Source organism: Actinokineospora fastidiosa (genome assembly GCF_014648415.1).
Lineage (GTDB): Bacteria > Actinomycetota > Actinomycetes > Mycobacteriales > Pseudonocardiaceae > Actinokineospora > Actinokineospora fastidiosa.
The window spans coordinates 218049-243402 of the sequence record NZ_BMRB01000001.1; the positions used below are offsets into that span (position 1 = coordinate 218049).

Annotated in this window: 23 protein-coding genes and 1 pseudogene; 7 read left to right on the top strand and 17 right to left on the bottom strand. The window is 73.1% G+C overall.

The genetic code is table 11. The annotated features are described in order from the left end of the window. Positions 1-16: 16 nt before the first annotated feature. From IEY98_RS00950 to IEY98_RS00960, 3 genes are read right to left on the bottom strand one after another with little or no spacing between them, the layout of a single operon-like run. Positions 17-1006 (bottom strand): ABC transporter ATP-binding protein, encoded by a 990-nt coding sequence (locus tag IEY98_RS00950; protein WP_189208372.1) that lies wholly within the window; start codon positions 1004-1006, stop codon positions 17-19. Further along, positions 1006-2589: an ABC transporter permease gene (locus tag IEY98_RS00955; RefSeq protein WP_229786423.1), complete on the bottom strand. Its 1584-nt coding sequence runs from the start codon at positions 2587-2589 to the stop codon at positions 1006-1008. The genes IEY98_RS00950 and IEY98_RS00955 overlap by 1 nt, the downstream gene beginning before the upstream one ends. Then, positions 2553-3578, bottom strand: a complete 1026-nt coding sequence (locus tag IEY98_RS00960; protein WP_189208373.1) for a thiamine ABC transporter substrate-binding protein — start codon at positions 3576-3578, stop codon at positions 2553-2555. Before IEY98_RS00960 ends, IEY98_RS00955 begins: the two co-directional genes overlap by 37 nt. Positions 3579-3744: 166 nt before the next feature. On the opposite strand from IEY98_RS00960, the gene IEY98_RS00965 reads away from it, so the two are divergent. After that, entirely contained in the window at positions 3745-4047 is a 303-nt protein-coding gene (locus tag IEY98_RS00965) for a 4a-hydroxytetrahydrobiopterin dehydratase (RefSeq protein ID WP_189208374.1), read from the top strand. An 18-nt stretch (positions 4048-4065) separates the two neighbouring features. Here IEY98_RS00965 and IEY98_RS00970 read toward each other — a convergent pair whose 3' ends face one another. From IEY98_RS00970 to ychF, 4 genes and pseudogenes are all read right to left on the bottom strand, one after another. Then, positions 4066-5220, bottom strand: a complete 1155-nt coding sequence (locus tag IEY98_RS00970) for an alkaline phosphatase PhoX (RefSeq protein ID WP_189208375.1) — start codon at positions 5218-5220, stop codon at positions 4066-4068. A gap of 97 nt (positions 5221-5317) precedes the next feature. Next, entirely contained in the window at positions 5318-5899 is a 582-nt protein-coding gene (locus IEY98_RS00975; RefSeq protein ID WP_189208376.1) for a Clp protease N-terminal domain-containing protein, read from the bottom strand. Between the two features lie 39 nt (positions 5900-5938). Continuing rightward, positions 5939-6163, bottom strand: a pseudogene (locus IEY98_RS00980) (type II toxin-antitoxin system death-on-curing family toxin); the annotation flags it as partial. A 114-nt stretch (positions 6164-6277) separates the two neighbouring features. Next, positions 6278-7357, bottom strand: coding sequence for a redox-regulated ATPase YchF (gene ychF, locus IEY98_RS00985; RefSeq protein ID WP_189208378.1), 1080 nt, complete (start codon positions 7355-7357; stop codon positions 6278-6280). 433 nt (positions 7358-7790) lie between these two features. Between ychF and IEY98_RS00990 the strand changes: the two genes are divergently transcribed. Then, a complete protein-coding gene (locus tag IEY98_RS00990; protein ID WP_229786424.1) occupies positions 7791-10922 on the top strand; it encodes a S8 family serine peptidase in 3132 nt (1043 codons plus the stop codon). Between the two features lie 95 nt (positions 10923-11017). Continuing rightward, entirely contained in the window at positions 11018-12490 is a 1473-nt protein-coding gene (locus IEY98_RS00995) for an AlkA N-terminal domain-containing protein (RefSeq protein ID WP_308425810.1), read from the top strand. Here IEY98_RS00995 and IEY98_RS01000 read toward each other — a convergent pair. Further along, on the bottom strand, positions 12473-13978 hold the full coding sequence (locus tag IEY98_RS01000) for an ATP-dependent DNA ligase (protein WP_189208380.1): 1506 nt from the start codon (positions 13976-13978) through the stop codon (positions 12473-12475). The genes IEY98_RS00995 and IEY98_RS01000 overlap by 18 nt on opposite strands. 96 nt (positions 13979-14074) lie before the next feature. Between IEY98_RS01000 and IEY98_RS01005 the strand changes: the two genes are divergently transcribed. Further along, positions 14075-14767 carry a hypothetical protein gene (locus tag IEY98_RS01005; protein ID WP_189208381.1) on the top strand — a complete coding sequence of 231 codons (693 nt, stop codon included), beginning with the start codon at positions 14075-14077 and terminating at the stop codon, positions 14765-14767. Here the strand turns inward: IEY98_RS01005 and pdxR are convergent. Further along, the gene (pdxR, locus tag IEY98_RS01010) at positions 14764-16125 is read right to left on the bottom strand and encodes a MocR-like pyridoxine biosynthesis transcription factor PdxR (RefSeq protein ID WP_189208382.1); all 1362 of its coding nucleotides are present in this window, start codon (positions 16123-16125) and stop codon (positions 14764-14766) included. The genes IEY98_RS01005 and pdxR overlap by 4 nt on opposite strands. Before the next feature lie 47 nt (positions 16126-16172). Here pdxR and IEY98_RS01015 point away from each other — a divergent pair, with 47 nt between their 5' ends. Next, positions 16173-17084, top strand: a complete 912-nt coding sequence (locus IEY98_RS01015) for an EamA family transporter (protein ID WP_229786428.1) — start codon at positions 16173-16175, stop codon at positions 17082-17084. On the opposite strand, the gene IEY98_RS01020 is transcribed toward IEY98_RS01015, so the two are convergent. After that, the gene (locus tag IEY98_RS01020) at positions 17023-18414 is read right to left on the bottom strand and encodes a class II fumarate hydratase (RefSeq protein WP_189208384.1); all 1392 of its coding nucleotides are present in this window, start codon (positions 18412-18414) and stop codon (positions 17023-17025) included. The genes IEY98_RS01015 and IEY98_RS01020 overlap by 62 nt on opposite strands. 96 nt (positions 18415-18510) lie before the next feature. Between IEY98_RS01020 and IEY98_RS01025 the strand changes: the two genes are divergently transcribed. After that, entirely contained in the window at positions 18511-19488 is a 978-nt protein-coding gene (locus tag IEY98_RS01025) for an NAD(P)/FAD-dependent oxidoreductase (protein ID WP_189208385.1), read from the top strand. On the opposite strand, the gene IEY98_RS33010 is transcribed toward IEY98_RS01025, so the two are convergent. The 3 genes from IEY98_RS33010 to glpX all read right to left on the bottom strand — a co-directional run bounded on the left by IEY98_RS33010 (position 19485) and on the right by glpX (position 21728). Continuing rightward, the gene (locus IEY98_RS33010; RefSeq protein ID WP_189208386.1) at positions 19485-20120 is read right to left on the bottom strand and encodes a L,D-transpeptidase; all 636 of its coding nucleotides are present in this window, start codon (positions 20118-20120) and stop codon (positions 19485-19487) included. The genes IEY98_RS01025 and IEY98_RS33010 overlap by 4 nt on opposite strands. A gap of 93 nt (positions 20121-20213) precedes the next feature. Further along, a complete protein-coding gene (locus tag IEY98_RS01035; protein WP_189208387.1) occupies positions 20214-20576 on the bottom strand; it encodes a hypothetical protein in 363 nt (120 codons plus the stop codon). Positions 20577-20678: 102 nt separating this feature from the next. Beyond that, positions 20679-21728 carry a class II fructose-bisphosphatase gene (gene glpX, locus IEY98_RS01040; RefSeq protein WP_189208388.1) on the bottom strand — a complete coding sequence of 350 codons (1050 nt, stop codon included), beginning with the start codon at positions 21726-21728 and terminating at the stop codon, positions 20679-20681. A 527-nt stretch (positions 21729-22255) separates the two neighbouring features. Between glpX and IEY98_RS01045 the strand changes: the two genes are divergently transcribed. Next, positions 22256-22873, top strand: a complete 618-nt coding sequence (locus tag IEY98_RS01045) for a DUF4245 domain-containing protein (RefSeq protein WP_189208389.1) — start codon at positions 22256-22258, stop codon at positions 22871-22873. Positions 22874-22930: 57 nt separating this feature from the next. On the opposite strand, the gene IEY98_RS01050 is transcribed toward IEY98_RS01045, so the two are convergent. From IEY98_RS01050 to IEY98_RS01065, 4 genes are read right to left on the bottom strand one after another with little or no spacing between them, the layout of a single operon-like run. Continuing rightward, positions 22931-23137, bottom strand: a complete 207-nt coding sequence (locus tag IEY98_RS01050) for an exodeoxyribonuclease VII small subunit (RefSeq protein WP_189208390.1) — start codon at positions 23135-23137, stop codon at positions 22931-22933. Continuing rightward, positions 23134-23538 (bottom strand): sugar ABC transporter substrate-binding protein, encoded by a 405-nt coding sequence (locus IEY98_RS01055; protein ID WP_189208391.1) that lies wholly within the window; start codon positions 23536-23538, stop codon positions 23134-23136. The genes IEY98_RS01050 and IEY98_RS01055 overlap by 4 nt, the downstream gene beginning before the upstream one ends. A 5-nt stretch (positions 23539-23543) precedes the next feature. Then, complete coding sequence (xseA, locus tag IEY98_RS01060) at positions 23544-24785, bottom strand: exodeoxyribonuclease VII large subunit (RefSeq protein WP_189208392.1); 1242 nt, start codon at positions 24783-24785, stop codon at positions 23544-23546. Beyond that, positions 24782-25306, bottom strand: coding sequence for a lipid droplet-associated protein (locus IEY98_RS01065; RefSeq protein ID WP_189208393.1), 525 nt, complete (start codon positions 25304-25306; stop codon positions 24782-24784). Before IEY98_RS01065 ends, xseA begins: the two co-directional genes overlap by 4 nt. Between the last annotated feature and the right edge of the window lie 48 nt (positions 25307-25354).

The following is a 25354-nucleotide window of genomic DNA, read 5'->3' on the forward strand; positions in this document are numbered from 1 at the left end:
TCGGGTGTTCGGGCGGTCAGGGGCCGATGATCGCCACTCCCGTCTCGTCCAACGTCAGAGTCACCTCGTCGCCCACGGAAGGGGCGTTGGTCACCTCGGCCACGGCGTCCACCGCCCGGCCCGCGTCCACGACCAGACGGACGTGGTCGTGGCGGTGGACGCGGCCGGTCACCTTGCCTGCGACACCGGCGGGGGCCGGGCGCAGGGCGGTGGGGCGGAGGCCCACGTGGACGGCACCATCCGGGGCGGCCAAGGGAATGGCGCCGAACTCGCACGTCAGCACGCCGTTCGCCACCCTTCCCGGGAGGAAGGTCGTGCAGCCCAGGAAGCGGGCGGTCTCCTCGTCCACCGGGCGCCGCCAGACCTCCGCGGGGTCGCCGGTCTGGTTGACGCGGCCCGCGTTCATCACCGCTACCCGGTCGGCGAGGGTAAAGGCCTCGTCGTGGTCGTGGGTGACGACCATGGCGGTGGTCCCGGCGGCGCGCAGGAGGGTGGCGAGGTCCATGGCCAGTTGCTCGCGCATGGACCTGTCCAAAGCGGACAGCGGCTCGTCCAGCAGCAGCAGGCGGGGACGCGGGGCCAGCGCACGGGCCAGGGCGACGCGCTGCTGTTCACCCCCGGACAGTGACGTCACGCGCCGGGACTCATAACCGGCCAACCCGACCAACGTCAACAGCTCGGCCACGCGCTCGGGCGACTTGCGCCCCTGCATCCGCAGGCCAAAGGCCACGTTGCCCGCCACGTCCCGGTGCGGGAACAGCTGGCCGTCCTGGAAGACCAGGCCGAAGCCGCGGCGGTGCACCGGCACGTCCGCCAGGTCCGCGCCATCCCAGCAGACGGTCCCCTCGGCGGGCTCCAGACCCGCGACCGCGCGCAGCAACGTCGACTTGCCGCAGCCGGACGGCCCCAGCAGCGCCAACACCTCGCCGTCGCCGATCGACAAGTCCACATCGGACACCGCGGTGACCGACCCGTACCGCACGGTGAGCCCGGAGACGGACAGCATCAGAACTCCCCCAACTCGCCCGCGCGCAGGCGTTCCACGACCAGGGCCACCGCGACGGTCACCACCATGAGCAGCGTGCACGCGGCGTACGCCATCTGCGAGTTCAGCTCCCCCGGCCGCGACACCAGCCGCCCGATGACGACCGGGAGGGTCGCGGTGTCGGGACGGGCCAGGAAGCTGGTCGCGCCGAACTCGCCCAGCGCGACGACGTACCCGAACCCTGCGGCGGCCAGCAGGGAGCGGCCCGCCAGCGGCAGGTCGACCTCCCGCCACACCCGCCACGGGCCCGCGCCCAGCGTCGCCGCCGCCTGGCGCAGCCGCTCGTCGATCGACCTCAGCACCGGCAGGACGAGCCGGATGACCAACGGTGTCACGACAAGCGCCTGCGCCAGCGGCACGAGCGCCGCCGAGGTGCGCAGGTCGCCGGGCAGCGCGTCCAGCGTGATCAGGTACCCGAACCCGACCGTCACCGCCGACACCCCCAGCGGGAGCATCAGCGCGGTGTCCAGCGCGTCGATGAACCGCGCCCGGCGAAGCGACACCAGCGCCACCGCCGCGCTCACCCCGAGGATCAGGGCCAACACGGTCGCGTCCGTCGCCGTGCGCAGCGAGTTGGCCGCGGCCTCCCACCCGGTGACCGACAACGACCCCGCGTGCCCGGTGCCCGAGAGCGCCCTGTACCCGGCGAAACCACCGTCGACGGACCGCGCCACCAGGGACGCGATCGGCACGACCAACAGCGCGACCACCGCGTACGCGGCCCCGACGACCCACCACTCACCGCCGACCGGACGCCGCGCGCTCTCCACCCGCGCGCGCAGCTTCAGCGCGGCCTCGCGCCTGCGCCGTGCCCGCGCGCCCAGGACCAGCACCGCGACCACCGCGGTGACCTGCACCAACGACAGCGCGCTCGCGCCCGAGAGGTCCAGCAGCTCGACCGTGCGCAGGTAGATCTCGGTCTCCAGCGTCCGGAACCGCGCCCCGCCCAGCAGCAGGACCACGCCGAAGCTGGTCGCGCAGAACAGGAACACGACCGCGGCCGCCGACCCCAGGGCGGGCGTGAGCGCGGGCAGGGTCACCGCGGTGAACGTCCGCCACCGCGACGCCCCCAGCGAGCGCGCGGCGTCCTCGGCCCGCCGGTCGAGGTGCGCCCACAGCCCGCCGACCGTGCGGGCGACGACGGCGACGTTGAAGAACGCGTTGGCCAGCACGATCGGCAGCACCCCGCCGCCGAGCAGGCCGCGGAAGGCCAGCCCGACCACGACCGTGGGCAGCACGAACGGCACCAGCACCAGCGCGCGGACCACCGCCATGCCCGGCAGGGCGACCCTGGCCAGCAGGAACGCGACCGGCAGGCCGGCGACCACCGCGACCAGCGTCGCCGCGGCCGCCTGCCCGAGGGTGAACGCCACGATCCGCCAGGTGCCGGGATCGGCGAGCACGTCGAGCGCGGCGGCGTCCATGCCGAGCCGGACGATCGCGCCCACCGGCCAGGCGAAGAACACCGCCAGGAACGCCAGCGGCAGCAGGCCCAGCAGGGCCGGGCTCAGCCCTGGACGGCCGCGCGCCACTGCTCGATCCACCGCTCCCGGTTCGCCTGGATCTCGGCCGCGGGCAGCGTTGCCGGGTTCTCCGGCAGCGGCGCGGCCTTCGCCCACGCCTCGGGCAGTTCGACGCCCTCGCGCGCCGGGTAGACGTACATCATCTCCGGGACGGTCCGCTGGAACTCCGGGGACAGCAGCAGGTCTACCACCTTGCCCGCGTCCTCGGGGTTCTTGGCGTTGGCGAGCACGCCCGCGTACTCGACCTGGCGGAAGCAGGTGTCCAGCAAGGCCCGCGTGCGCGGCTCGCCGTCCTCGCCGATCTCGGCCGACGGCGAGGACGCGTAGGACACCACGATCGGGCGCGGCCCCTGGCCCGACGAGCCGGAGAACTCCTGCGTGTAGGCCTCTTCCCAGCCGCTGACGACGAGCACGCCGTTCGCGCGCAGCTTCTCCCAGTACCCGACCCAGCCGTCGCGGAAGCTCGCCACGGTGCCGAGCAGGAACGCCAGGCCGGGCGACGACGTGGCCGGGTCCTCGACGACGAGCAGGTCCTTGTACTTCGGGTCGGCCAGGTCGGCGTAGCCGGTGGGCACGGGGAGGCCGCGGGACTCCAGCGCGGCGACGTCCACGTTGACGCACACGTCGCCCACGTCGACCGCGGTCAGCCTGCCGCTGTCGTCGACGACGTAGCGCTGCGGCCCCTCGGCCGCCGCGGGCGAGCGGTACTCGGCGAAGACGCCCTCGTCCAGCGCGCGGGAGGCGAAGGTGGTGTCGACGCCGAAGGCGACGTCGCCCAGCGGGCTGGCCTTGGTGAGCACCAGCTGGTTGGTCAGCGCGCCCGCGTCGCCGCTCTTGCGCACCTCCACGCGGATGCCGGTCTCGGCGGTGAACCTGTCGAACACCGCCGGGTCGTGGGCGAACGAGTCGTGGGTGACCAGCACGACTGTGCGGTCACCCGGCTTGTCGTCTCCGCTGAGCGAGCAACCCGCCAGCAGCAGGGCGAACAGGGCGATCGCCATTCGACGCATGGGACATCCTCCTCGGGGCGTGCGCGCCACGAGGCCCTTCCTGCGCAGGCATGACCCTGATCAGGTGTGACGGTCGAGGGCTCCACGCCCTCCTCTCAGCCCGGCGCTACCGGACTCCCGTGGCAGCGTCGAGCGTACGCCCCGCGATCGGGCCAGGATGGGTGCCATGGCTGAACTGCTGAACGAGACCGAGGTGGGCAAGGCGCTCGGCGTGCTCACCGCGTGGCGCCTCGACGACGGCGCCCTGGTGCGCGAGGTCGAGCTGGAGTCGTTCTCCCAGGCGATCCAGGTGGTCAACCGGGTCGCCGAGATCGCCGAGAACGACAACCACCACCCCGACATCGACATCCGGTGGCGGACGCTGACCTTCCGCTGCACCACGCACTCGGCGAACGGGCTCACCCAGTGCGACGTGAGCCTCGCCCAGGAGATCGACGGGGTGATCGAGGCGATGGGCGGCGCGGGCTGAGCCGCGCCGCCCTGCCGGTCAGCTCCGGAACGGGCCGGTGACCTCGTAGGTGATGCCGCCGCTGCTGCTGCCGGTCGTGCCGCGCTGTGAGGAGAAGTACAGCCGGTTGCCAGCGGGGGTGAACGCCGGGCCGGTGATCTCCGAGCTGGACTGCCCGGTGACCTGCAGGAACGGCGCCACGATGCCGTCCGGGGTGATGATGCAGATCTCCATGTTGCCGCCGTCCTCGGCGACGAACAGGTCGCCGTTGGACGCGCCGGTGACGTTGTCGACGCCGGTGAGCGGGGCCGTCCCACTGACGAGCGAGTCGTCGTAGGTCAGCGAGATGGTCGAGTTCGTGGCGTTGTACGCCCACACCCGGCCGTCGCCCTTCGTGGTGAACCAGCACGTGCCGTCCGCGTAGTAGCAGCCCTCGCCGCCGTTGAACTTCTTCGCGCCGGAGACCTGGTAGCGGGTCGCGGTCGGGCTGCCGTCGGGATCGGGGACGTTTGCCCAGGTCACCGAGCCGCTGGTGGCGGTGGAGCCCTTCATGACCTGCAGCGTGCCGCTGGAGAGGTCGCCCCAGGTGTTCGGGCGGAAGCGGTAGAAGCAGCCGTCGCTGACGTCCTCGGTCATGTAGACGTAGCGGTGGTCGGCGTCGACGGCGCACGCCTCGTGCTTGAACCGGCCCATCGCCGGTCGGACGACCGCGGCGTTCACGCCCCACGGGTCGGTCTCGTAGACCCGGCCGGTGGAGACCTCCTCGCAGGACAGCCACGTGTTCCACGGCGTGGCGCCGCCCGCGCAGTTGACGTTGGTGTTGGACAGCGTGCGGTAGGCCCCGGTGATCTGGCCGGAGGAGTTGAACTTGATCGCGCCGACGCCGCCGGTGCTGGAGACCTCGCTGTTGGACACGTAGATCCACCCGCTGCCGTCGGCGAACACCGCGCCGCCGTCCGGGGCGGGGTGCCAGGTGTAGCTGGTGCCCGCCACCCGCTGCCCGGACCGCGCGACGACCCGGCTGGTGAACCCGGCGGGCAGCCGGATGCCGTTGGCGTCCGCGGCCTGCAGCGGGCCGTAGGGGCTCGGCCCCGGCTGGGCGGTCGCCGCGAACGCCTGGCTCCACGACGCCCCGCCGAACGCCGCCGCCGCGCCGCCGACCACCGCGACCCGCAAGAAGTTACGCCGTTCCATGACACTCCGATCACGTCACTGTGCGTGGGAATTGCGTGGCGAACAGTAGCCGGGACGCGTGTCGTCGGGATGATCCTTTTCGGACCGGCCGGTGAAGTCAGGCCGTCGCGCCGACGAGCAGGTGCTCGACGGTGACGTCGCGGTCCTGCCTGCGCAGCGCCTCCCGGTGGGCCAGTTCCAGCGCCTTCTTCGCCGACGGCGCGAACGGGATGTGCGTGCGCCGCTCGGTCCCCGGCTCGGGCAACGCGCGTTCGGCCTCCGCCCGCAGCTCGTCCACGTCGTCGCGTCCGGCCAGCTCGGGGTCGGCGAGCAGCGCGAGGACGATGTGCGCAGGCTCGATCGTCTCGTGCCCCCGCTCGCGCGCGGCGTCCTGCGCCCCGACCAGGGCGGCCCGCGCCCCGTCGGTGTAGCGCTCGAAGATCCGCAGGTCCGTCTCCGGCGATTCCGGCTGCTGCGGCACGAACCGCTTCTGCGCGGCCTGCTTGGTCACGCCCATGCTGGTCCCGATGTCCGACCAGGACGCCCCGGACCGCCGGGCCCGGTCCACGAAGTGGCCGATCAGGTGGTCGGCCACCTCCTCGAGGTGCTGGCCGAGCAACACGGCCTCGGACAGCCGGGAGAGATCGTCACTGTGCTTGCTCTCGACCTGCGCGATGAGGTCGTCGAGTCGTGGGGTCATGCCGTCAACCTTAGGTTGACGACTCTAGGCGCGTCAACCTCAAGTTGACGAACGGCACCAGCTGCCGAGCCGGTCCGCAGCCTCGGCGTGCCCGACCGCGCTGGTCGCCAACGCGATCACCAGGTCGTACGCGACATCCTCGGGCGCGTCGAGGTCCAGGCCGTTGAGGCCGTAGAAGGTGAAGGCGGACATCCAGCTGAGCCGCTTGTTGCCGTCGACGAGCGGGTGGTTGCGCAGGACAGACTGCACGAGCACGGCCGCCCGCCTCGGCGAGCAGCGCGAGCGCGCGCTCCTCTAACGAGGCTGTCGTGGACGGTGAACCGGATTGTTCCCGTCGTATGCCGAGGCGATCGGGGCCCGGAGGCTTCGGGTTGTGGCCTACACGTTGAAGCGGAACTCCACGACGTCGCCGTCCGCCATGACGTAGTCCTTGCCCTCCATGCGGACCTTGCCCGCGGAGCGGGCGGCGGGCATGGAGCCTGCTTCGATCAGGTCCTCGTACGAGACGATCTCGGCCTTGATGAAGCCGCGTTCGAAGTCGGTGTGGATGACGCCCGCGGCCTGGGGGGCGGTGGCGCCGCGCGGGATGGTCCAGGCGCGGGCCTCCTTCGGGCCCGCCGTCAGGTAGGTCTGCAGGCCGAGGGTGTGGAAGCCCGCCCTGGCCAGGGCGTGCAGGCCGGGCTCGTCCTGGCCGACGGACTCCAGCAGCTCGCGGCGGGACTCCTCGTCCAGCTCCAGCAGCTCGGCCTCGACCTTGGCGTCGAGGAAGACAGCGTCGGCGGGGGCGACCAGCTTGGTCAGCTCGGCGCGGCGTTCCGGGGAGGTCAGCACGGCCTCGTCGGCGTTGAACACGTACAGGAACGGCTTGGCCGTCAGCAGGTGCAGCTCGCGCAGCAGCGCCAGGTCCACCTCGGCCTGGGCGGCGAAGAGGGTGCGGCCGCCGTCGAGGATTTCCTTGGCCTTCGACGCCGCGTCGAGGGCCGGGCGCGCGTCCTTGCGGGTGCGCGCCTCCTTCTCCAGCCGCGTGATCGCGCGGTCGAGGGTCTGCAGGTCGGCCAGGATCAGCTCGGTGTTGATCGTCTCGATGTCGGCCAGCGGGTCGACCGTGCCGTCGACGTGGATCACGTCCGGGTCGTCGAAGACGCGGATGACCTGGCAGATCGCGTTGGCCTCGCGGATGTTGGCCAGGAACTGGTTGCCCAGGCCCGCGCCCTCCGACGCCCCGCGCACGATGCCCGCGATGTCGACGAAGGACACCGTGGCCGGGACGGTCCTGGCGCTGCCGAACACCTCCGCCAGCCGGTCCAGCCTCGGGTCGGGCAGCGGGACGACGCCGACATTGGGCTCGATCGTGGCGAACGGGTAGTTCGCGGCGAGCACGTCGTTGTTCGTCAGGGCGTTGAAGAGGGTGGACTTGCCCACGTTGGGCAGGCCGACGATCCCAAGGGTCAAACTCACGCCCCGGAGTCTACGGAGGCAGTGCTGAGGCACGAACCGGCACTGTCAAGGTGTCGGGTGTCCGAATAGTTACCAACACTTTTGCCAGTTTTAGTCACTCTGCGCCACGTGTCGTAGGGCGTAGGCACGCATAAGAGCGACCGTCTGCTAGGTAACGCGAGCCACATCACGGGCGATGCGTGCACCCTCTGTGCTGATCAGCCCAGATTCACTGGACAGGATTAGCCCAAATGGACGCTAGTCACCAGGTCACCCGCAAACAACACTCCGTGAGCGCCCTGCTGTCATCCGCCCTACCGGACCGACCAGGCATGCATTCAGCTCACCCGCTGAGGAAGAAGGACGTGGGATGACTCAACCCGAACGGCGACGGCGTGGCCGTCTCGCCATCGGCTTGGCGTTCACCACGGCTATCGCCAGTGCCATGCTGTCGATGCCGAACGCCACCGCCGCCGCGCCCGCCCAGGGCGCCGCGGATGAAGGCCCTGGACTCGGTAAGCACGACCAGGAACTGCTCGCCAAGGCCGAGCAGGCAGGCGAGAAGACCGTCAAGGTCCTGATCGCGACGGACAAGGGCGCGGGGGCCGCCGCCGTCGAGGAGCTGGTTCGCAACGGCGCCGAGATCGAGTACCGCGCCGACGAGATCGGCTACGTGCGCGCCGAGGTGCCCGTCGGCAAGGTGAAGAAGATCGCCAGCCTGCCCGGGGTCGACGCCCTGGACATCAGCGAGACGATCGCCCTGCCCGACCCGCGCCCGGAGGGCGTGCAGAACCCGACGCCGCAGCCCGCCCCCGGGCCGTCGACGCCGAGGGTCAACCCGTACATGCCGACCGGCGACATCGGCGCGGCGCAGTTCGTCAACGACCACCCCACCTGGGACGGCCGCGGCACGACGATCGCGATCGTGGACTCCGGCGTCGACCTGGACCACCCGGCCCTGAAGACGACGACCACCGGCGAGCGGAAGATCACCGACTGGGTGACCTACACCGACCCGGGCTTCACCAACGGCGTCAACAACGACGACGACCCGACCTGGCTGCTGATGGACAAGACCGTCCCCGGCGCCTCGCTCGGGCTCCCCGCCGAGGGTGAGCTGGCCTTCGCCGAGTTCGACGAGCGCGACCCCCGCCTGGGCGGCGAGCTGGGCAACGACCTCAACCGCGACGGCAACCCGGCGGGCAGCAGCGGCCGCTTCGGCGTGGCGTGGAACAAGGCCACCGACACGATGTGGCTGGACACCGACCAGGACGGGAGCATGGCCGACGAGAAGGCCATGCAGAACTACAAGGTGCGCTACGACATCGGCACCGTGGGCACCGACAACCCGGCCACCGACGTCCGCGAGTCCATGACCTTCGTCATGCAGAGCTCGCCGTCGACCAACTCGGTCAACGTCGGCATCGTCTCCGGCGCGCACGGCAGCCACGTCGCGGGCATCACCGCGGCCAACCGCATGTTCGGCGGCACCATGACCGGCGCGGCGCCCGGCGCCAAGCTGGTCTCGATCCGCGTCTGCCTGTTCGTCACCGGCTGCACCTCCCACGCCCTGCTCGAGGGCATGGTCTACGCGGCGCAGAACTCCGACGTGATCAACATGTCGATCGGCGGCCTCCCGGCGCTGAACGACGCCAACAACGCGCGCGCCGAGCTGTACGACCGGCTCATCGACGAGTACGGCGTCCAGATGTTCATCTCCGCGGGCAACTCCGGCGCGGGCATGAACACCGTGGGCGACCCGTCGGTGGCCACCAAGGTGCTGTCCGTCGGCTCCTACATCACCAAGGAGACCTGGCAGCGCAACTACGGCTCCGACATGGCCGTGAGCGAGTCGCTGCACGGCTTCTCCTCGCGCGGCCCGCGTGAGGACGGCGGCTTCAAGCCGCAGATCATCGCCCCCGGCTCGGCCATCTCCACGGTCCCCACCTGGCAGCTGGGCGGCCCCGTCGGCGGCACCTACGCGCTGCCCCCGGGCTACGCGATGTTCAACGGCACCTCGATGGCCTCCCCGCAGGCCGCAGGCGCGGCCGCGCTGCTGCTGAGCGCCGCCAAGGCCAAGGGCATCTCCGCCGAGCCGCACCAGCTGCGCAAGGCGTTCATGTCCTCCGCCCGGTTCGTCAAGGGCCTGCAGGCCTACGAGCAGGGCACGGGCCTGGTCGACACCAAGAAGGCGTGGAACCTGCTCAAGGCCAACCCGAGCGAGACCGTGATCACCGCGTCGGTGCCGGTGAACACCGTGCTGTCGGAGTTCCTCGCCACCCCGGGCGTCGGCACCGGCATCCACGACCGCGAGGGTGTCAAGGCCGGCGACCGCTACACCCGCCAGTACACCTTCACCCGCACCACCGGCCCCGCCCACCCGGTCACCTACCGGGTGCGCTGGATCGGCAACGACGGCACGTTCAGCTCGCCGAGCACCGTCCTGCTGCGGAAGAACTCGCCCACCAAGTTCACGGTGACGATCAACCCGCGCTCGGCCGGCGCGCACTCCGCGGTGCTGGCGCTGGACACCCCGATGACCGCGGGCGTCGAGCTGCACACGATGAACACCGTCGTGGCGGCCGAGGACTTCACCTCGGCCAACGGCTTCACCGTCCGCAAGGGCGGGCAGATCGGCCGCAACGAGGTCGCGCAGCACTTCTTCCGGGTCCCCGCGGGCGCTCCGGCGTTCAAGGTGGACATGGTGGGCGGCGGCACGGCGCCGGGCGCGGGCCAGATCCGCTTCCTGCGCTTCCACCCCTACGGCGTGGGCGTGGACAGCAACAGCTCGCTGAACTGCTACAACCCGCCGGTCGCTGGTGGGTCCTGTGGCGGCAGCCCGACCAGCCGCACGGTGAGCAACCCGCAGCCGGGCGTCTGGGAGGTCGTGGTCGAGGCCCGGCGGACCTCCGACGCGCAGCGCGCGCCGTACACGGTCACCGCGTCGGTGCTGGGCGCGTCCGTCTCCCCGAACCCCGACGTGATCGAGTCGGCGCAGACGGGTGTCGCGGTCGAGCGCTCCTACACGCTGAAGAACCTGTTCGGCCCGTTCACCGGCCGCGCGACCGGCACCCCGCTGGGCAGCGCGCTGCGTGAGCAGAAGACCATCGCCGACCAGGAGAACCAGCAGTTCCTCGTCAACGTCGGCGCGGGCTCCACCGTGCTGCGCGCGAAGATCGGCAACACCGCGGACGCGGCGGCCGACCTCGACCTCGCGGTGTTCGACTGCACCTCGGGCAGCTGCGTGCTGGCCGGTCAGACCGCGGACGGCGACTCCGAGGAAGAGGTCATCATCGCCAACCCGGGCGCGGGCGCGTGGGTCGTGCTGGTGCAGGGCTACGCGGTCCCCGCGGGCACCACCACCTACGACTACCTCGACGTCTACACCAACCCGGCCCTCGGCTCGGTGACGGTGGACGACGCCGACGCCCCGCGCGCCGCTGGCGCGGAGTGGACCGTCTCGGCCCAGGTCGTGGCGAACGCCGGTCCGGGCGCCGGTCGCGTGCTCCTCGGCGGTGTCCAGGTCCGCACGGACGAGAACGTCCTGGTCGGCTCGGGCGACGTGGTCGTGAAGGCCGTGTCGTAACCGACTGATCGCACGAGAGGGGCCGGTCCCGGTGGGACCGGCCCCTCTTGTCTGTGTCCGATTCCCGCCAGCCGGGGGTGGCGGGGTTTGCGAGCATGGACAGCGTGCTGACCGACCCCGACCAGCGCTACCGCGCTGTCACCGCCCGAGACGCCCGCTTCGACGGGCAGTTCATCACGGCCGTGCGCACGACCGGCATCTACTGCAGGCCCTCCTGCCCGGCCACGACCCCCAAGCGGCACAACGTCGAGTTCTTCCCGACGGCCGCGGCCGCGCAGCAGGCGGGCTACCGGGCGTGCAAGCGCTGCCTGCCGGACGCGGTGCCCGGCTCGCCGGAGTGGAACCTGCGCGCGGACCTCGCGGGCCGGGCGATGCGGCTGATCGCCGACGGCGCCGTGGAGCGCGAGGGCGTGCCCGGGCTGGCCGCCCGGCTGGGCTACTCCGTGCGGCACCTGACCCGGGTGCTCACCGCCGAGCTGGGCGCTGGCCCGCTGGCGCTGGCCCGCGCGCACCGGGCGCACCAGGCGCGCGTGCTCATCGAGACGACGGCGCTGTCGGTCTCCGACGTGGCCTTCGCCGCGGGCTTCTCCAGCGTCCGGCAGTTCAACGACACCATCCGCGAGGTCTTCGCCACCACGCCGACCGCCCTGCGCGCCGCGCGGCGCGGCGACCGCCCCACCTCCCCCGGCAGGGTCGTCCTGCGGCTGCCCGTGCGGGAGCCGTTCGACGCCGAGGGCGTGCTGGCGTTCCTGGCCGCGCGGGCCGTCCCCGGGGTCGAGGAGGCCACGGCCGAGGGGTACGCCCGCACGCTGCGCCTCCCGCACGGCACCGCCACCGCCCGGCTGCGGCCGATGGACGGCCACGTCGAGTGCGCCCTGGCGTTGACCGACATGCGCGACATGGGCACCGCGGTCGCCCGGCTGCGGCGGCTGTTCGACCTCGACGCCGACCCGGTCGCGGTGGACGAGGTGCTGGCCGCCGACCCGGTGCTGGCCCCGTCGGTGGCGGCCACGCCCGGCATCCGCGTCCCCGGCTCGGTCGACGGCGCGGAGACGCTGGTCCGCGCGCTGCTGGGGCAGCAGGTGACCGTCGCCGCGGCGCGCACGGCCGCCCGCCGCCTCACCACGGCGCTGGGCGAGCGCCTGCCCACCGCGGACGGCAACCTGACGACGCTGTTCCCGACGGCGGCGGCGATCGCCGAGCACGGGGCGTCGGTGCTGACCGGGCCCGCGCGCCGCATCGAGACCATCGTGACGGTGTGCGCCGCGGTCGCGTCGGGCGAACTCGACCTGCACGTGGGCGCGGAGAGCATGGACCTGTGCGTGCGGCTGCGGTCGTTCCCCGGCATCGGGCCGTGGACGGCAGGGTACGTCGTGATGCGCCTGCTGGGCGTGTCGGACACCCTGCTGCTGCAGGACGTCGCGCTGCGCAAGGGCGCGGCCGTGCTCGGCCTCCCGTCCACTCCGGACGGACTCGACCAGTACAGCCAGCGGTGGCAGCCGTGGCGCTCCTACGCCGGGATGCACCTGTGGCAGGCGAGCGCGCGGCCGCTAGAGAAGGCCTCGTAGCGTGTCGATGGTGTCGGCCTCCTCGGGCGTCTTGTCGGGCCGGTAGCGCACCACGCGGGCGAACCGCAGCGCGATGCCGCCGGGATACCGGGTGCTGACCTGCACGCCGTCGAGCGCGATCTCCACGACCAGGTGCGGTCGCAAGTAGACGGTCCAGTCGTCGCGGTGGGACTCGAACTCCGGGAAGGTCCTGGTCTGCCAGGCCAGCAGCTCGTCGGTGAGGCCCTTGAACGTCTTGCCGACCATGACCGGCGGCCCGCCGTCCGGGTCGCGCGCGCCGAGGTGCAGGTTCGACAGGGTGCCCGTGCGCCTGCCGTGGCCCCACTCGGCGGCCAGGACGACGAGGTCGAAGGTGTGCACCGGCTTGACCTTCTGCCACGCCTTGCCGCGCCTGCCCGCCTGGTAGGTGGAGTCGAGGTCCTTGACCATGACGCCCTCGTGGCCCGCGTCGAGGGCCGCCGAGGTCAGCTCCTCGGCCTGCTCCAGGGTGGGCTCGGCGACCCCGGGGATGACGTGGTCGCCGACCGCGCGGCGCAGCGCCGCCGTGCGCACGCGCAGCGGCTCGTCGATGAGGTCCTCGCCGTCGAGGTGCAGGCAGTCGAAGAAGTACGGCCGCAGCAGCAGGGCGCGGACCTGCTCCTCCACCGTGCTGCCGAAGCGGCTCATGGTCTCCTGGAACGGGCGCGGGCGGCCGTCGTCGGTGAGCGCCAGCGTCTCGCCGTCGAGCACGGCGGCCGCGCAGGGCAGGCCGCGCACCAGCTCGACCAGCTCGGGCACGCTGCCGGTGATCTCGCGCAGCGTGCGGGTCCAGACGCGCACGTCCGCGCCGCGCTTGTGCACCTGGATGCGCGCACCGTCCATCTTGTACTCGACCAGGCAGGGCGACAGGTCGGCGACGGCGTCGGCGAGGGTGGCGCCGGGCGAGGCGAGCATGGGCCGCACCGGGCGGCCGAGTTCGAGCCGGACGTCGTCGAGGGTGCCCGCGAGCGCGGCGGCGGCGGTCTCCGGGAGCCTGCCGGAGAGCATGAACGCGCGGCGGACGGCGGGCCCCGGCTGCCCGGACGCCCTGGCGATCGCGTCGAGCATGACGCCCTCCAGCGCGCCCTGCCGCAGCTCGCCGGTCAGCAGGGCGCGGAGGAACCGCTGCTCGTCGGCGGTGGCGGCGGTCAGCAGCCCGCCGAGCAGGTCGGCGCGGCGGGCCGTCGAGCCGGAGCCGGAGACCGCGGCGACCTCGCCGAGCGCCGCGTCGACCGCGCGCACGGTCAGCGTCGGGCTGTCGGCGGGCTGGCCAGCGACGGCGGCCAGCGTGCGCCACCCCGCGCCGATGCGGCCCTGGCGCGGCGCGCCCGCCAGGAACGCGACGACGGCGGGCACCTCGTCGGGATCGGCCGCCGTCAGCACCCCGGCGAGCGCGTCGACCTTCGCCAGCCGGGAGCGGGTCGCGCTCACCGTCGACGACACCGCGACCACGTCGGCGAACCTGAGCATGCGTCCATCATGCACGCGGACACCGACAGCGCGACCGGAACCACGGGCGGGGAAGGCCGTCTATGACTGCGAGACCCGTACACAGTGGAGCAGCCCATGTCGCGCGTGCGCACCGCCATCGTCCTTGCCGCCGGTCTGATCGCCGTCACCGCCTGCGGGGCCAAGCCATCGGGAAGCGCTGTCGCGGTCCCGTCCAGCGTCCCGTCGCCGACGCCCGCGGAGTCGACGACCACGGGGTCGACAGCCACGGGGTCGACGACCACGGCGCCGGTGCAGAAGGTCACCAAGAGGTCGACCGCGAGACCGACGACCAAGAAGCCCGCGCCCACCACGACGAAGACGCGCAAGCCCAGTGGCGGCGGGGACTCCAACGCGGTCATCGGCCCGTTCGGCTGGCAGACGCTCACGCTCGACATGACCCCGGACGAGGCGGAGGCGCTCGGCATGGCCACGCCGACCCCGGAGGGCGACGACCTCTGCCAGGTCTGGCCTGCCCTGGACATCACCGCGCTGGAGCGGATCGTCGTGCACCCGGTGCACGGCGTGTTCGCGGTGCACCCCAAGGAGGAGAGCTGGATCCACACGCCGGAGGGCATGCGCGTGGGCTGGACGGCGGCCCAGGTCGCCGCGGTCTACCCCGACTTCGACCCGGCCCACTTCGACTACCCGCACGGTCCCACCGTGGCCGTGCCCGGGAACGCCGACGCGGTCTACCGCATGCAGTTCAGCGAGTCCGGCGTCCTGGTCCGCTTCCTGCTGGAGCGCGACAGCGACATCTGCTCGGTCTAGCAGTCCGCGATCTCGTGGACCGCGGCCCGCAGCCGGTCCGGGCTCGTCGCGGCGTAGCCGACGACCAGGCCGGGGAACGGCGCGGCCCGCAGGGCGTAGCCGGACAGCGCGGGCGCGTGGATGCCCCGCTCGGCGAGCGCCCGCTCCAGCCCCGCGTCGTCGGACCCGGCGGGCATCCTGAGGACGACGTGCAGACCGGCGGCGACGCCGTGCGGGCGCCATCCCGGCAGGCGGGCGGCGACGGCGTCGAGCAGCGCGTCCCGCCGGTGCCGGTAGAGCTGGCGGGTGCGGCGCAGGTGGCGGTCGTACCCGCCGGTGCGGAGCAGGTGCGCGAGCGCGGCCTGCGGTAGCGGCGAGCACCCGAGGTCCGACAGGCGTTTGCGCTCCACGACCCGCTCGCGCAGCGACGGCGGCGTCACCAGCCAGCCCAGCCGCAGCGCGGGCGCGAGCACCTTGCTGACGCTGCCCAGGTAGACGACCCGGTCGCGGTCGAGCGTGTGCACCGGGCCGACGGCGGGCCGGTCGTACCGGTGCTCGGCGTCGTAGTCGTCCTCCAGGATCAGCCCGTCGCGCTCGCGCGCCCACGCCACGAGCGCCCGGCGCCGGGCGGGGCCGAGCACCACGCCGAGCGGGAACTGGTGGGCCGCGGTGACCAGCACGACCCGGCAGTCCGTGCGGGCCAGGTGGTCGACGCGGATGCCGTCGGCGTCCACCGGGATCGGCACCGGGCGCAGGCCGTGCGCGGCGAACAGCTCGGCCGAGCCCGGGTGGGTCGGGTCCTCGACGGCGATGGCGCGGTGCCCGTCGGCGCGCAGCAGGTAGGCCAGCAGGGCCTGGCTCTCGGCCACCCCGTGGGTGATCACCACGTCGGCGGCGGGCAGGGACCGCACCCGGCCCAGGTAGGCGGCGAGTTCGGCGCGCAGGGCGGGCAGGCCCTGCGGGTCGGGGTAGCCGAGCTGGTCGTCGGACAGCTCCGCCAGCCCGGCCCGCGTCGCCGCCTGCCACTCCGCGCGCGGGAAGGCGCTCAGCGCGGGCAGGCCGGGCCGCAGGTCGTAGCGCCACCGCCGCTCGTCCTGGGTGGACAGCGCGGCGGGCTCGCCCGAGGGGACCTGCGCCACCGTCGTCCCCGACCCGCGCCTCGCCGTCAGGTACCCCTCGGCGACGAGCTGGGCGTACGCCGCGGTGACCGTGCCCCGGGCGACGCCGAGCTGGCCCGCGAGGTCCCGACTGGACGGCAGGCGGGTGTGCGCGGGCAGCGTGCCGTCCCGGATGGCCGCGCGCAGCGCCGCCTCCACCGCGCGGCCCCGCGTGCCGTGCGGGAGGAGCAAGGTGCGAAAAGTGGACCAGTTCGCAGACATCGAAGTGGAGCTTATCCATGGTCCACTCCACCCTGGATGCTGATCGCGTGAAATATCCTCAACTGGCGGGGCTGACCGCCGCCGCCCTCGTCGGCGGGACCGTCCCGGTGTCCGGGCTGCTTGTGGACTATCCGCTGCTGACCGGTCAGGCGGGCCGCTTCCTGCTCGGCGCAGGCGTCCTCGCCGCCTACATGCGCGTGCGCCGGATCCCGCTCGGCCGTCTTCGATTAACCGACCTGCCCGCGCTCGCCGCCGTGGTCGGGATCGGCATGCTGGGCTTCAACGCGACGCTGATCGCCGCCCAGGAGCACGCCGATCCCGGCCTGGTCGCCGCCGTCCTCGGCGGCAGCCCGCTGCTGCTGGCGCTGGCCGGACCGCTGCTCGCCCGCCAGCGCCCCGCCGTGGCCGCGGTCGCGGGCGCCGCGGTCGTCGTGGCCGGGGTGGCCGTCCTCTCCGGCGGCGGCTCGTGGTCGGGCCCCGGTCTCCTGCTCGCCGTCCTGACGATGCTGGGCGAGGTGGGCTTCACCCTGTTCGCCGTCGGCCTGATCCGCCGCCACGGCGGCTACGCTGCCTCGTTCTGGACCCACCTCGGCGCGGGCGTCGGCGGCGCGGCGATCGCGGCCGTCGTGGACACCCCGAGGCTGCCGACCGCCACCGAGGCCGCCGCCCTGGCCACCGTCGCCGTCCTCGCGGTGTTCGCCGCGTGCCTGTGGTTCAGCTGCGTCAGCACCCTCGGCGCGGGCCGCGCGGGCGTGCTGATCGGCGCGATGCCGGTGGCGGGCCTGCTGGTGTCCGTCCTGATCGGCGCCGAGCCGCTGCGCCCCGCGGGCGTCGTCGGCACCCTCCTGGTCGCCACCGGCTGCGTGATCGGCCTGCGCCCGCCGAGAGCCGAGGGCGCTAGTGGCCGCCGCGGGCCATTCGGAGGACGTCCAAGGCTTCGTCCAGTTGGGACTCGCTGAGCGCGCCGGAGGCGAGGTGGCCGCGGGCGACGACGACCTCCCGGATGGTGCGGCGCTCGGCCAGCGCCTGCTTGGCGATGGCGGCGGCCTCCTCGTACCCCAGGTAGCGGTTGAGCGGCGTCACGATCGACGGCGAGGACTCGGCGTACTCGCGCATCCGGTCGACGTCGGCGGTCACGCCCACGATCACCTTGGTGGCCAGCAGCCGGGAGACGGCGGCGAGGAGCCGGGTGGACTCCAGCACGTTGCGGGCGATCACCGGCAGCATGACGTTGAGCTGGAAGTTGCCCTGCGTGCCCGCGAAGGCGACCGCGGCGTCGTTGCCGATCACCTGGGCGACGACCATCATCGTCGCCTCGGGGATCACCGGGTTGACCTTGCCCGGCATGATCGACGACCCGGGCTGCAGGTCGGGCAGGGCCAGCTCGGCCAGCCCGGCGCGCGGGCCGGAGCCCAGCCAGCGCAGGTCGTTGGCGATCTTGTAGAGGGCCACGGCCGCGGCCCGCAGCTGGCCGGACAGCTCGACCACCGAGTCCTGGCTGGCCTGCGCCTCGAAGTGGTCGGGCGCCTCGGTCAGCGGGAGCCTGGTCACCGCGGCCAGCTCGGCGGCGACCGCGGCGCCGAAGCCGGGCGGGGCGTTGAGCCCGCTGCCGACGGCGGTGCCGCCGATCGGCAGCTCGCCCACCCTGGGCAGCGTCGTGGTCAGCCGGGTGCTCGCCGCGCGGACCTGGGTCGCCCACGCGCCCGCCTCCTGGCCGAGGGTCACCGGCACGGCGTCCATGAGGTGGGTGCGGCCGGACTTGACCACGTCCGCCCACTCCTGCGCCCGCGTCTCGATCGCCAGGGCCAGCTGGTCGAGTGCGGGCAGCAGGTCGGTGACGACGGCGTCCACCGCGGCGACGCGCAGCGTGGTGGGGAAGGTGTCGTTGGACGACTGCGAGGCGTTGACGTGGTCGTTCGGGTGCACGTCGCGCCCGAGGGCGCGGGTGGCGAGGGTCGCGATCACCTCGTTGGCGTTCATGTTCGACGACGTGCCCGAGCCGGTCTGGAACACGTCGATCGGGAAGTGCGCGTCGTGCTCGCCAGCGGCGACCGCGTCGGCGGCGGCGGCGATGGCCCCGGCGAGGTCGTCGGGGAGGACGCCGAGGCGCGCGTTCACCCGCGCGGCGGCGGCCTTCAGCAGGCCGAGGGCGCGGATCTGGGCGCGTTCGAGGCCCCGGCCGGAGATGGGGAAGTTGTCGACGGCGCGCTGGGTCTGCGCCCGCCACAGGGCGTCGGCGGGGACCTGGACCTCGCCCATGGTGTCGTGTTCGGTGCGGAACTCGGGCATACCCCCAGTCTCGCCGCATCCGGGGCGGTGGGCAGTGTCAGCAACCGCACATAGGGTGGTGTGAGGACGCCCACCACGCGCGAGAGCAGGGAGCACATGACCGCTCCGATCGAAGCCGACCTCCTGATCGTCGGCGCAGGTCCCACCGGACTGTTCGCCGCCTACTACGCCGGATTCCGCGAGCTGAGCACCGTCGTGGTCGACTCGCTGCCGGAGCCGGGCGGGCAGGTCACCGCGATGTACCCGGAGAAGATGATCTACGACGTCGCCGGGTTCCCCGCCGTGCGCGGCCGGGACCTGGTCGCCGCGCTGGTCGAGCAGGCCGACCAGTGGAAGCCGACCTACCTGCTGGGCAGGCGGGCGGCGGCGCTGACCGAGGTGGACGGCGGCTTCTCGGTCGACCTCGACGGCGGCGTCACCGTGCGGGCCAAGGCCGTGCTGGTGACGGCGGGCATCGGCGAGTTCACCCCTCGGCCGCTGCCCGCGGGCGCGGACTGGCTGGGCCGGGGCATGGTGCACTTCGTGCCGTCGTTCGAGGCCCACCGCGGCCACCACGTGATCATCGTCGGCGGCGGCGACTCGGCGTTCGACTGGGCGCTGGCGCTGCACCCGGTGGCCGCGAGCGTGACCATGGTGCACCGCCGCGCCAAGTTCCGGGCCATGCCCGCGACCGTGCGCCAGGTCGAGGAACTGGGCGTGCCGATCATCACCGACGCCGAGGTGGTCGCCCTGCGCGGCGACGGCTCCGGGCTGGCCGAGGTGGAGCTGGCGGTCAAGGGCGTGGACGTCAACCCGGTGCTGCCCGCGAACACCGTCGTCGCGGCCCTGGGCTTCACCGCGGACCTCGGCCCGATCGAGTCCTGGGGCCTGGAGATCCACCAGCGCTCGATCAAGGTCGACTCGACCATGCGCACCGCCCGCGACCGGGTCTACGCGGCCGGGGACGTGGCGGCGTACCCGGGGAAGGTGAAGCTCATCGCGACCGGCTTCGGCGAGGCGGCCACGGCGGTGAACAACATCGCCGTGGCCATCGACCCGGACGCGCACCTGTTCCCCGGGCACTCCAGCGGCTAGCGGACCACCTGGACGACGTCGCCGACCTGCAGGGCGGCGAAGTACTTGGCGGCCGCGGTCCGCGAGAGGTGGATGCAGCCGTGCGACTGCTCCTGCAGGCTGCCCTCGTGGAAGGCGATGCCGCCGTTGAAGAACACCGAGTACGGCATCGGGGCGTTGTTGAAGATGCTGCTGCGGTGGTGCCGGTTCTTCCAGCCGACCTGGAAGGTGCCCGGCGGCGTCTCCCACCCGGGACGGCCGTGCGTGATCGGCACCGGCCCGTAGACGGCGACGCCGTCCTCGATCAGCCACGACTTGTTGGCCGACAGGTCGATGCACGCGTCGGCGGTCGCCTTGCACGGCGTGCCCTTGGCCAGTCCGACCGGCTTCGGCTTGGTGGTCGTCGGCTTGGTGGTCGTGGCGGGCGGGCGCTTCGTGGTGGTGGTCGGCCTAGTGGTGGTTGACTTGGTGGTGGTCGGCCGGGCCGTGGTGGTCGTGGTCGTCGGCTTGGTGGTCGTGGTGGGGACGACCGTGGTGGTGGTCGTCGGCGGGGCTGTGGTGGGGGCGGCGTCCTGCGGGGATGCCGTGCTCGTGCCGCAGGCGGCGAGCACGGCGACCGTCGCCGCCCCCAGCAAAGCGTGTCGGATGCGCATGTCCGCTCCTCGGCTGCCCGGCGAAATGGTCTCGTCCACTAAGACGGCGCCGTGGCAGGCCGAGTTGTCGGCCGCGATCAATCCGTTATGGGACTACCGGTTCGCGGGCCTGCTCGCGGTGGGCGAGACGGCCGGGGTCCACGCCGGGGGCGACGTCGTCAGCGGGGTGACCGACGGGGCCTCGGTCCGCATGGGCGTCGGCAGCACCGTCGTGGGCGGCGCCGTGACCGTGGAGCGGGGGGACGGCGACAGCGACGTGCTCGGCGGCGGGGTGGGCGCGACGGTGGTGCCGGGCGGGCTGGAGGAGGGCGGGGTGGGGAGGGGCTGGGTGGTGGCGGGCGGAGTGGAGGGCGGGGTCGTGCCGGGGACGGCGTCCTGGCTCTCGGAGCCGCTCGTGCCGCAGGCGGTCAGTGCCGCGACCACCGCCGTCCCCAGCACAACGTGTCGGACGCGCATTGGGCAACTCCCTTGGCTCGGTGACAGGGTCTCGCCCACCTGGTACGAGACCCGGCGCCCGCCGGGTTGCCGATCATGCGCGTTCTGTTGCCCCCGTTACAGCTACGGCAGGGGCGGCAACTCGTCGTGATCGCGGTCGAAGTCCACCGACGCGTACTCGCGCAGCTTCGTGAGCCGGTGGAAACCGTCGATCATGCGCACGGTCCCCGACTTCGAGCGCATGACGATGGACTGCGTGGTGCAGCCGCCGGAGCGGTAGTGCACGCCGCGCAGCAGATCGCCGTCGGTGACGCCGGTCGCGCAGAAGAACACGTTGTCGCCGCGCACGAGGTCGTCGGTCATCAGGACGCGGTCGAGGTCGTGCCCGGCGTCGCGCGCCTTGCCCCGCTCGGCCTCGTCCTGCGGCCACAGCCTGCCCTGGATGGCCCCGCCCATGCACTTGAGCGCGCACGCGGCGATGATCCCCTCGGGGGTGCCGCCGATGCCGATGAGCATGTCGACGCCGGTGTTCGGCCGCGCTGCCGAGATCGCGCCCGCGACGTCGCCGTCGGAGATGAAGTGGATGCGCGCGCCCGCCGCCCGCACCTCCTCCACCAGGTGCTCGTGCCGCGGCCGGTCCAGGATGCAGACCGTCACGTCGGAGACCTCGGTGTGCTTGGCCTTGGCCACCCGCCGGATGTTCTCCGCCACCGGCGCGGTGATGTCGATGACGTCGGCCGCCTCCGGCCCCACGGCGAGCTTCTCCATGTAGAAGACGGCGGAGGGGTCGAACATGGCCCCGCGCTCGGCCACCGCCAACACGGCGATCGCGTTCGGCATGCCCTTGGACATCAGCGTCGTGCCGTCGATCGGGTCGACCGCGACATCGCAGTCCGGGCCGTCCCCGTTCCCCACCTCCTCACCGTTGTAGAGCATGGGCGCCTCGTCCTTCTCGCCCTCGCCGATCACCACGACCCCGCGCATCGACACGGTGCCCACCAGCTTCCGCATGGCGTCCACCGCCGCGCCGTCGCCGCCGTTCTTGTCGCCGCGGCCGACCCACCGGCCCGCCGCCATCGCCGCCGCCTCGGTCACCCGAACCAGTTCCAGTGCCAGGTTCCGATCGGGCGCCTCCCGACGGCGGGGCGTGCTGGACGTGGTCGAGGTGCTCATGCTGCCTCCCGGATCGACGCGTGACCCGCGAATCCTCCCAGACCCAATCGGTCCAGTGCCCAACGACGACCCGGTGCCCCTCGTCACCCCCGAACGGCCCAAACCCACCGTGACCTGCACCAACACGATCCCCGCCCGCCTCACGAATCCCCGCCTGCGACGATGACGCCGTGCCCGACAACACCGACCCCGCCCAGCCCCAGGACACCCCCGCGCCTCCCGGCGACCCGTCGCCCCTTGACCGCCCCCACGGCGAGACGACCGAGGCGGCGGGGTCAGGTGGCGGCCGGGCCGGTGACGCGACCGGACCGGGCGCCAGCCCTGCGGGCAAGGCAACCGGACCGAGTGGCGGCCGTGCAGGCAACGCAACCGGGCCCCGTCATGGCCAGGAGGGCGACGCGGGCGGACCCAATGGTCAGCCAGGCGGCGCGGCCGGACCAGGTGGTGGACAGGCAGGCGGCGAGACCGGGCCGGGTCGTGATCAGGTGGACGAGGCGGGTGGTGGCGCTGCTGCCGAAGGTGGCGGCGTGGGTGAGCCTAGAGGTGCTTCCCCCGTGGGTCGCGGCGGGCAGCCGGGGCCTACGGAGAAGCGGCTGGGGCAGTCCCTGCGGGACATGGTGTGGTCGCTGGTCGCCCTGTTGCTGATCATCGCCGCGCTGTTGGTGTTCAATCGGGGGTGCTCGTTCAGTCCTGGTGGGCCCACTATCGAGCCGGACAGCGCGCAGACTGTGGATCTCGGGGTCGCGTTGCCCGCCAGTGCGCGGACGGCGGGGTTCCCGGTGCGGTTGCCGGTGGTTCCCGAGGGGTGGCGGGCCAACTCGTCCAGCACCGGGGCCGTTCCGCCGGTCTCCGTGGTGGTGCGGGCCGGGTGGTTGACGCCGGGGCGGTTCGTCCAGTTGAGCCAGTCGGGAGCGGCTGTGGTGGACCTGGTTCGCGTCGAGACCGAAAGGGACGATCCGGCGCCCACCGGGACCGTCCTGGTCGGGAGTACGGAGTGGACGGTCTACCCGGGACGCCGGGACGAGGTCGCGTGGGTGGCCGATCTCGGGGACGTCCGGCTGCTCATCACCGGCACGGGGACGGCGGAGGAGTTCCGCGCGCTGGCGGAGGCGACGCAGCAGGCAGCGCCACTGCCCAAGGAATGAGGTCATGACCCCAGGGTGCCCAGTCGAACTCCCGTTCGACAGGACACGATCGGGTGATCACTCCGTCGCGGACTCCGCGGCGGCCAGGGCGTTCTCGACCCGCTCGCGCGCGCCCGCCAGGTGTTTGTCGCAGATCCTCGCCAGGACCTCGCCGCGCTCCCAGAGCGCGAGGGAGTCCTCCAGGGACAGCCCGCCCGCCTCCAGGGTGGCCACGACCGTGGCCAGCTCGTCGCGGGCCTGCTCGTAGCCCAGTTCCTCCGTCACCGCGTGGCTCTCCTCGACTGGCTGTAGACGCGGACCAGGGCGGTCGCCACCGCCTGGTCGTAGCCGACGAACGCCTCGGCGAACTCCGCGCCGTCGCGGTCGGCCACGGCCTCGACGATACGGCCAGCGGCGCGCTCGACGCGGCCCCGGTCGCCGGGGGCGAGGCCGCCCGCGTAGGCCGACGTCGACAGCGCCAGCTCCCGCAGCCGGGTGGGCAGCAGCCGCCGTCCCGGCGCGTCGCACCCGGCCAGCAGGGCCGCCCAGCACTCGGCTGCGGCGGCGTCGGCGCGGCAGGCGCAGCCGTGCACGGCGCGCACCGCCGGATCGGCGGACGGGTCGCGGGCGAGGGTGGCCGCGGTGGAGATGGTCAGGGGCAGGAATGTCGAGTCGGCCCTGGCCACCGCTGTCACCGTCCTTCGCCTGCCGGTTCCCGGTCGCCGGTGACGACCGCGTGGAGGGCCCCGTCGGCGACCCGTACGCGCAGAAGCGTGCCTTCCGGAGCGTCCTCGAGTGAGCGGAGAACCCGGGCGGTGCCGTCGGCATCGGTGAACTGGACCACCGCATACCCCCGGTCAAGAGTGGCGGCTGGCCCCAAGGTCGTCAAGCGCGCCCGGGTCGCGCACAGCGCGGTCGTCTCCGCGCTCACCCGACCGAGGACGGCGCGGCGGGCCCGTCCGACCAGTGCCTGGACGGCGTCGGCGTGCCGGTCGAGCGGGGTCAGCGGGTCGGCCAGCACCGGCCTGCTGCGCAGCGAGTCCAGCAGCCGCCGTTCGCGGTCGACCCAGCCGTGCAGCGCGCGTCGAGCACGATCGCGTAACTGGCGGACCCGGGCGGTCTCCTCGGCGACGTCGGGGACGACCCGCTTGCCCGCGTCCGTGGGCGTCGAGCAGCGGACGTCGGCGACGTGGTCGAGCAGCGGGGTGTCCGGCTCGTGCCCGATCGCGCTCAGCACCGGCGTGCGGCAGGCGGAGACGGCCCGGCACAGCGCCTCGTCGGAGAACGGCAGCAGGTCCTCGACGCTGCCCCCGCCGCGCGCGATCACGATCACGTCGACGGCCGGGTCGCGGTCGAGCGCCGACAGCGCGTCGACGATCTGCGGCACCGCCAGCGCCCCCTGCACGGCGACGTTCTCGATCCGGAACCGCACCGCGGGCCACCGCGCCCGCGCGTTCGCCAGCACGTCCCGCTCGGCGGCCGACGCCCGGCCGGTGATCAGCCCGACGCAGTTGGGCAGGAACGGCGGACGCCGCTTGCGCTCGCGCGCAAACAACCCCTCCGCCGCCAGCAACCGCCGCAGCCGCTCGATACGCGCCAGCAGCTCGCCGATGCCGACTGCGCGGATCTCTTCCGCGCGCAGGCTGATGGTGCCGCGGTTCATGAAGAACGTCGGCTTGGCGTTGACCACGACCCGCGCGCCCTCGGCGAGCGTGGGCTGCGCGCGCATCAGCGCCATGGAACACGTGACGGTCATGGACACGTCGGCGGCCGGGTCGCGCAGGGTCAGGAACGCCGTCCCGGTGCCCGGGCGCGCGGAGATCTGCGTCACCTGGCCCTCGACCCACACCGTGCCCAGCCGGTTGATCCACTCGGCGATCTTGCGGGCGACCGTGCGGACCGGCCACGGCTCCTCGGCGGTGGGCCCGGTCACGTCTGGTCGCGGACCGTCGCGATGCGACGGGTGAGCATGCCCACGAAGGACGGCCGGTTCTCGGTCCCGCGCTCGTAGGCCAGCAGCTCCTCCAGCTCGGCGACGCTGAACGACCGCAGCCGCGCGCGCAGCTGCGGCAGGGACAGCTCGTCGTAGTTCTCCACCGAGGCGGGCGGGCCCGTCGGGGTGTCCGCGATGGCGTGCTCCTCGGCGCTCCACGGGTCCTCGACCCGGTCGAACGCGGTGCGCGGCGCGTCGTCTTCGTCGTCGATGTCGTCGATGTCCTCGTCGAAGGTCGCCCACTCCGGGGTCTCCTCGGCCGGGCGCAGCGCGGCCAGCGCCTCGTCGCCCTTGATCGCCAGCTCGGTGACCTGCTGCTGCAGCCGCATGGACACCTGCAGCGCCTGGCTGACCACGGTGACCGGCAGCCCGGCCAGCGTCGTGGGCAGGTCGCGGGCGCGCTCCACGGCCGTCATGGCCAGCCCGGCCGCGACGCGCAAGGGCAGGGGGAGGCTCTTCATGCTCCTAGCCTGCCTGAGCCGGGCGCGCCTGCCCAGACCGGGGCGGGC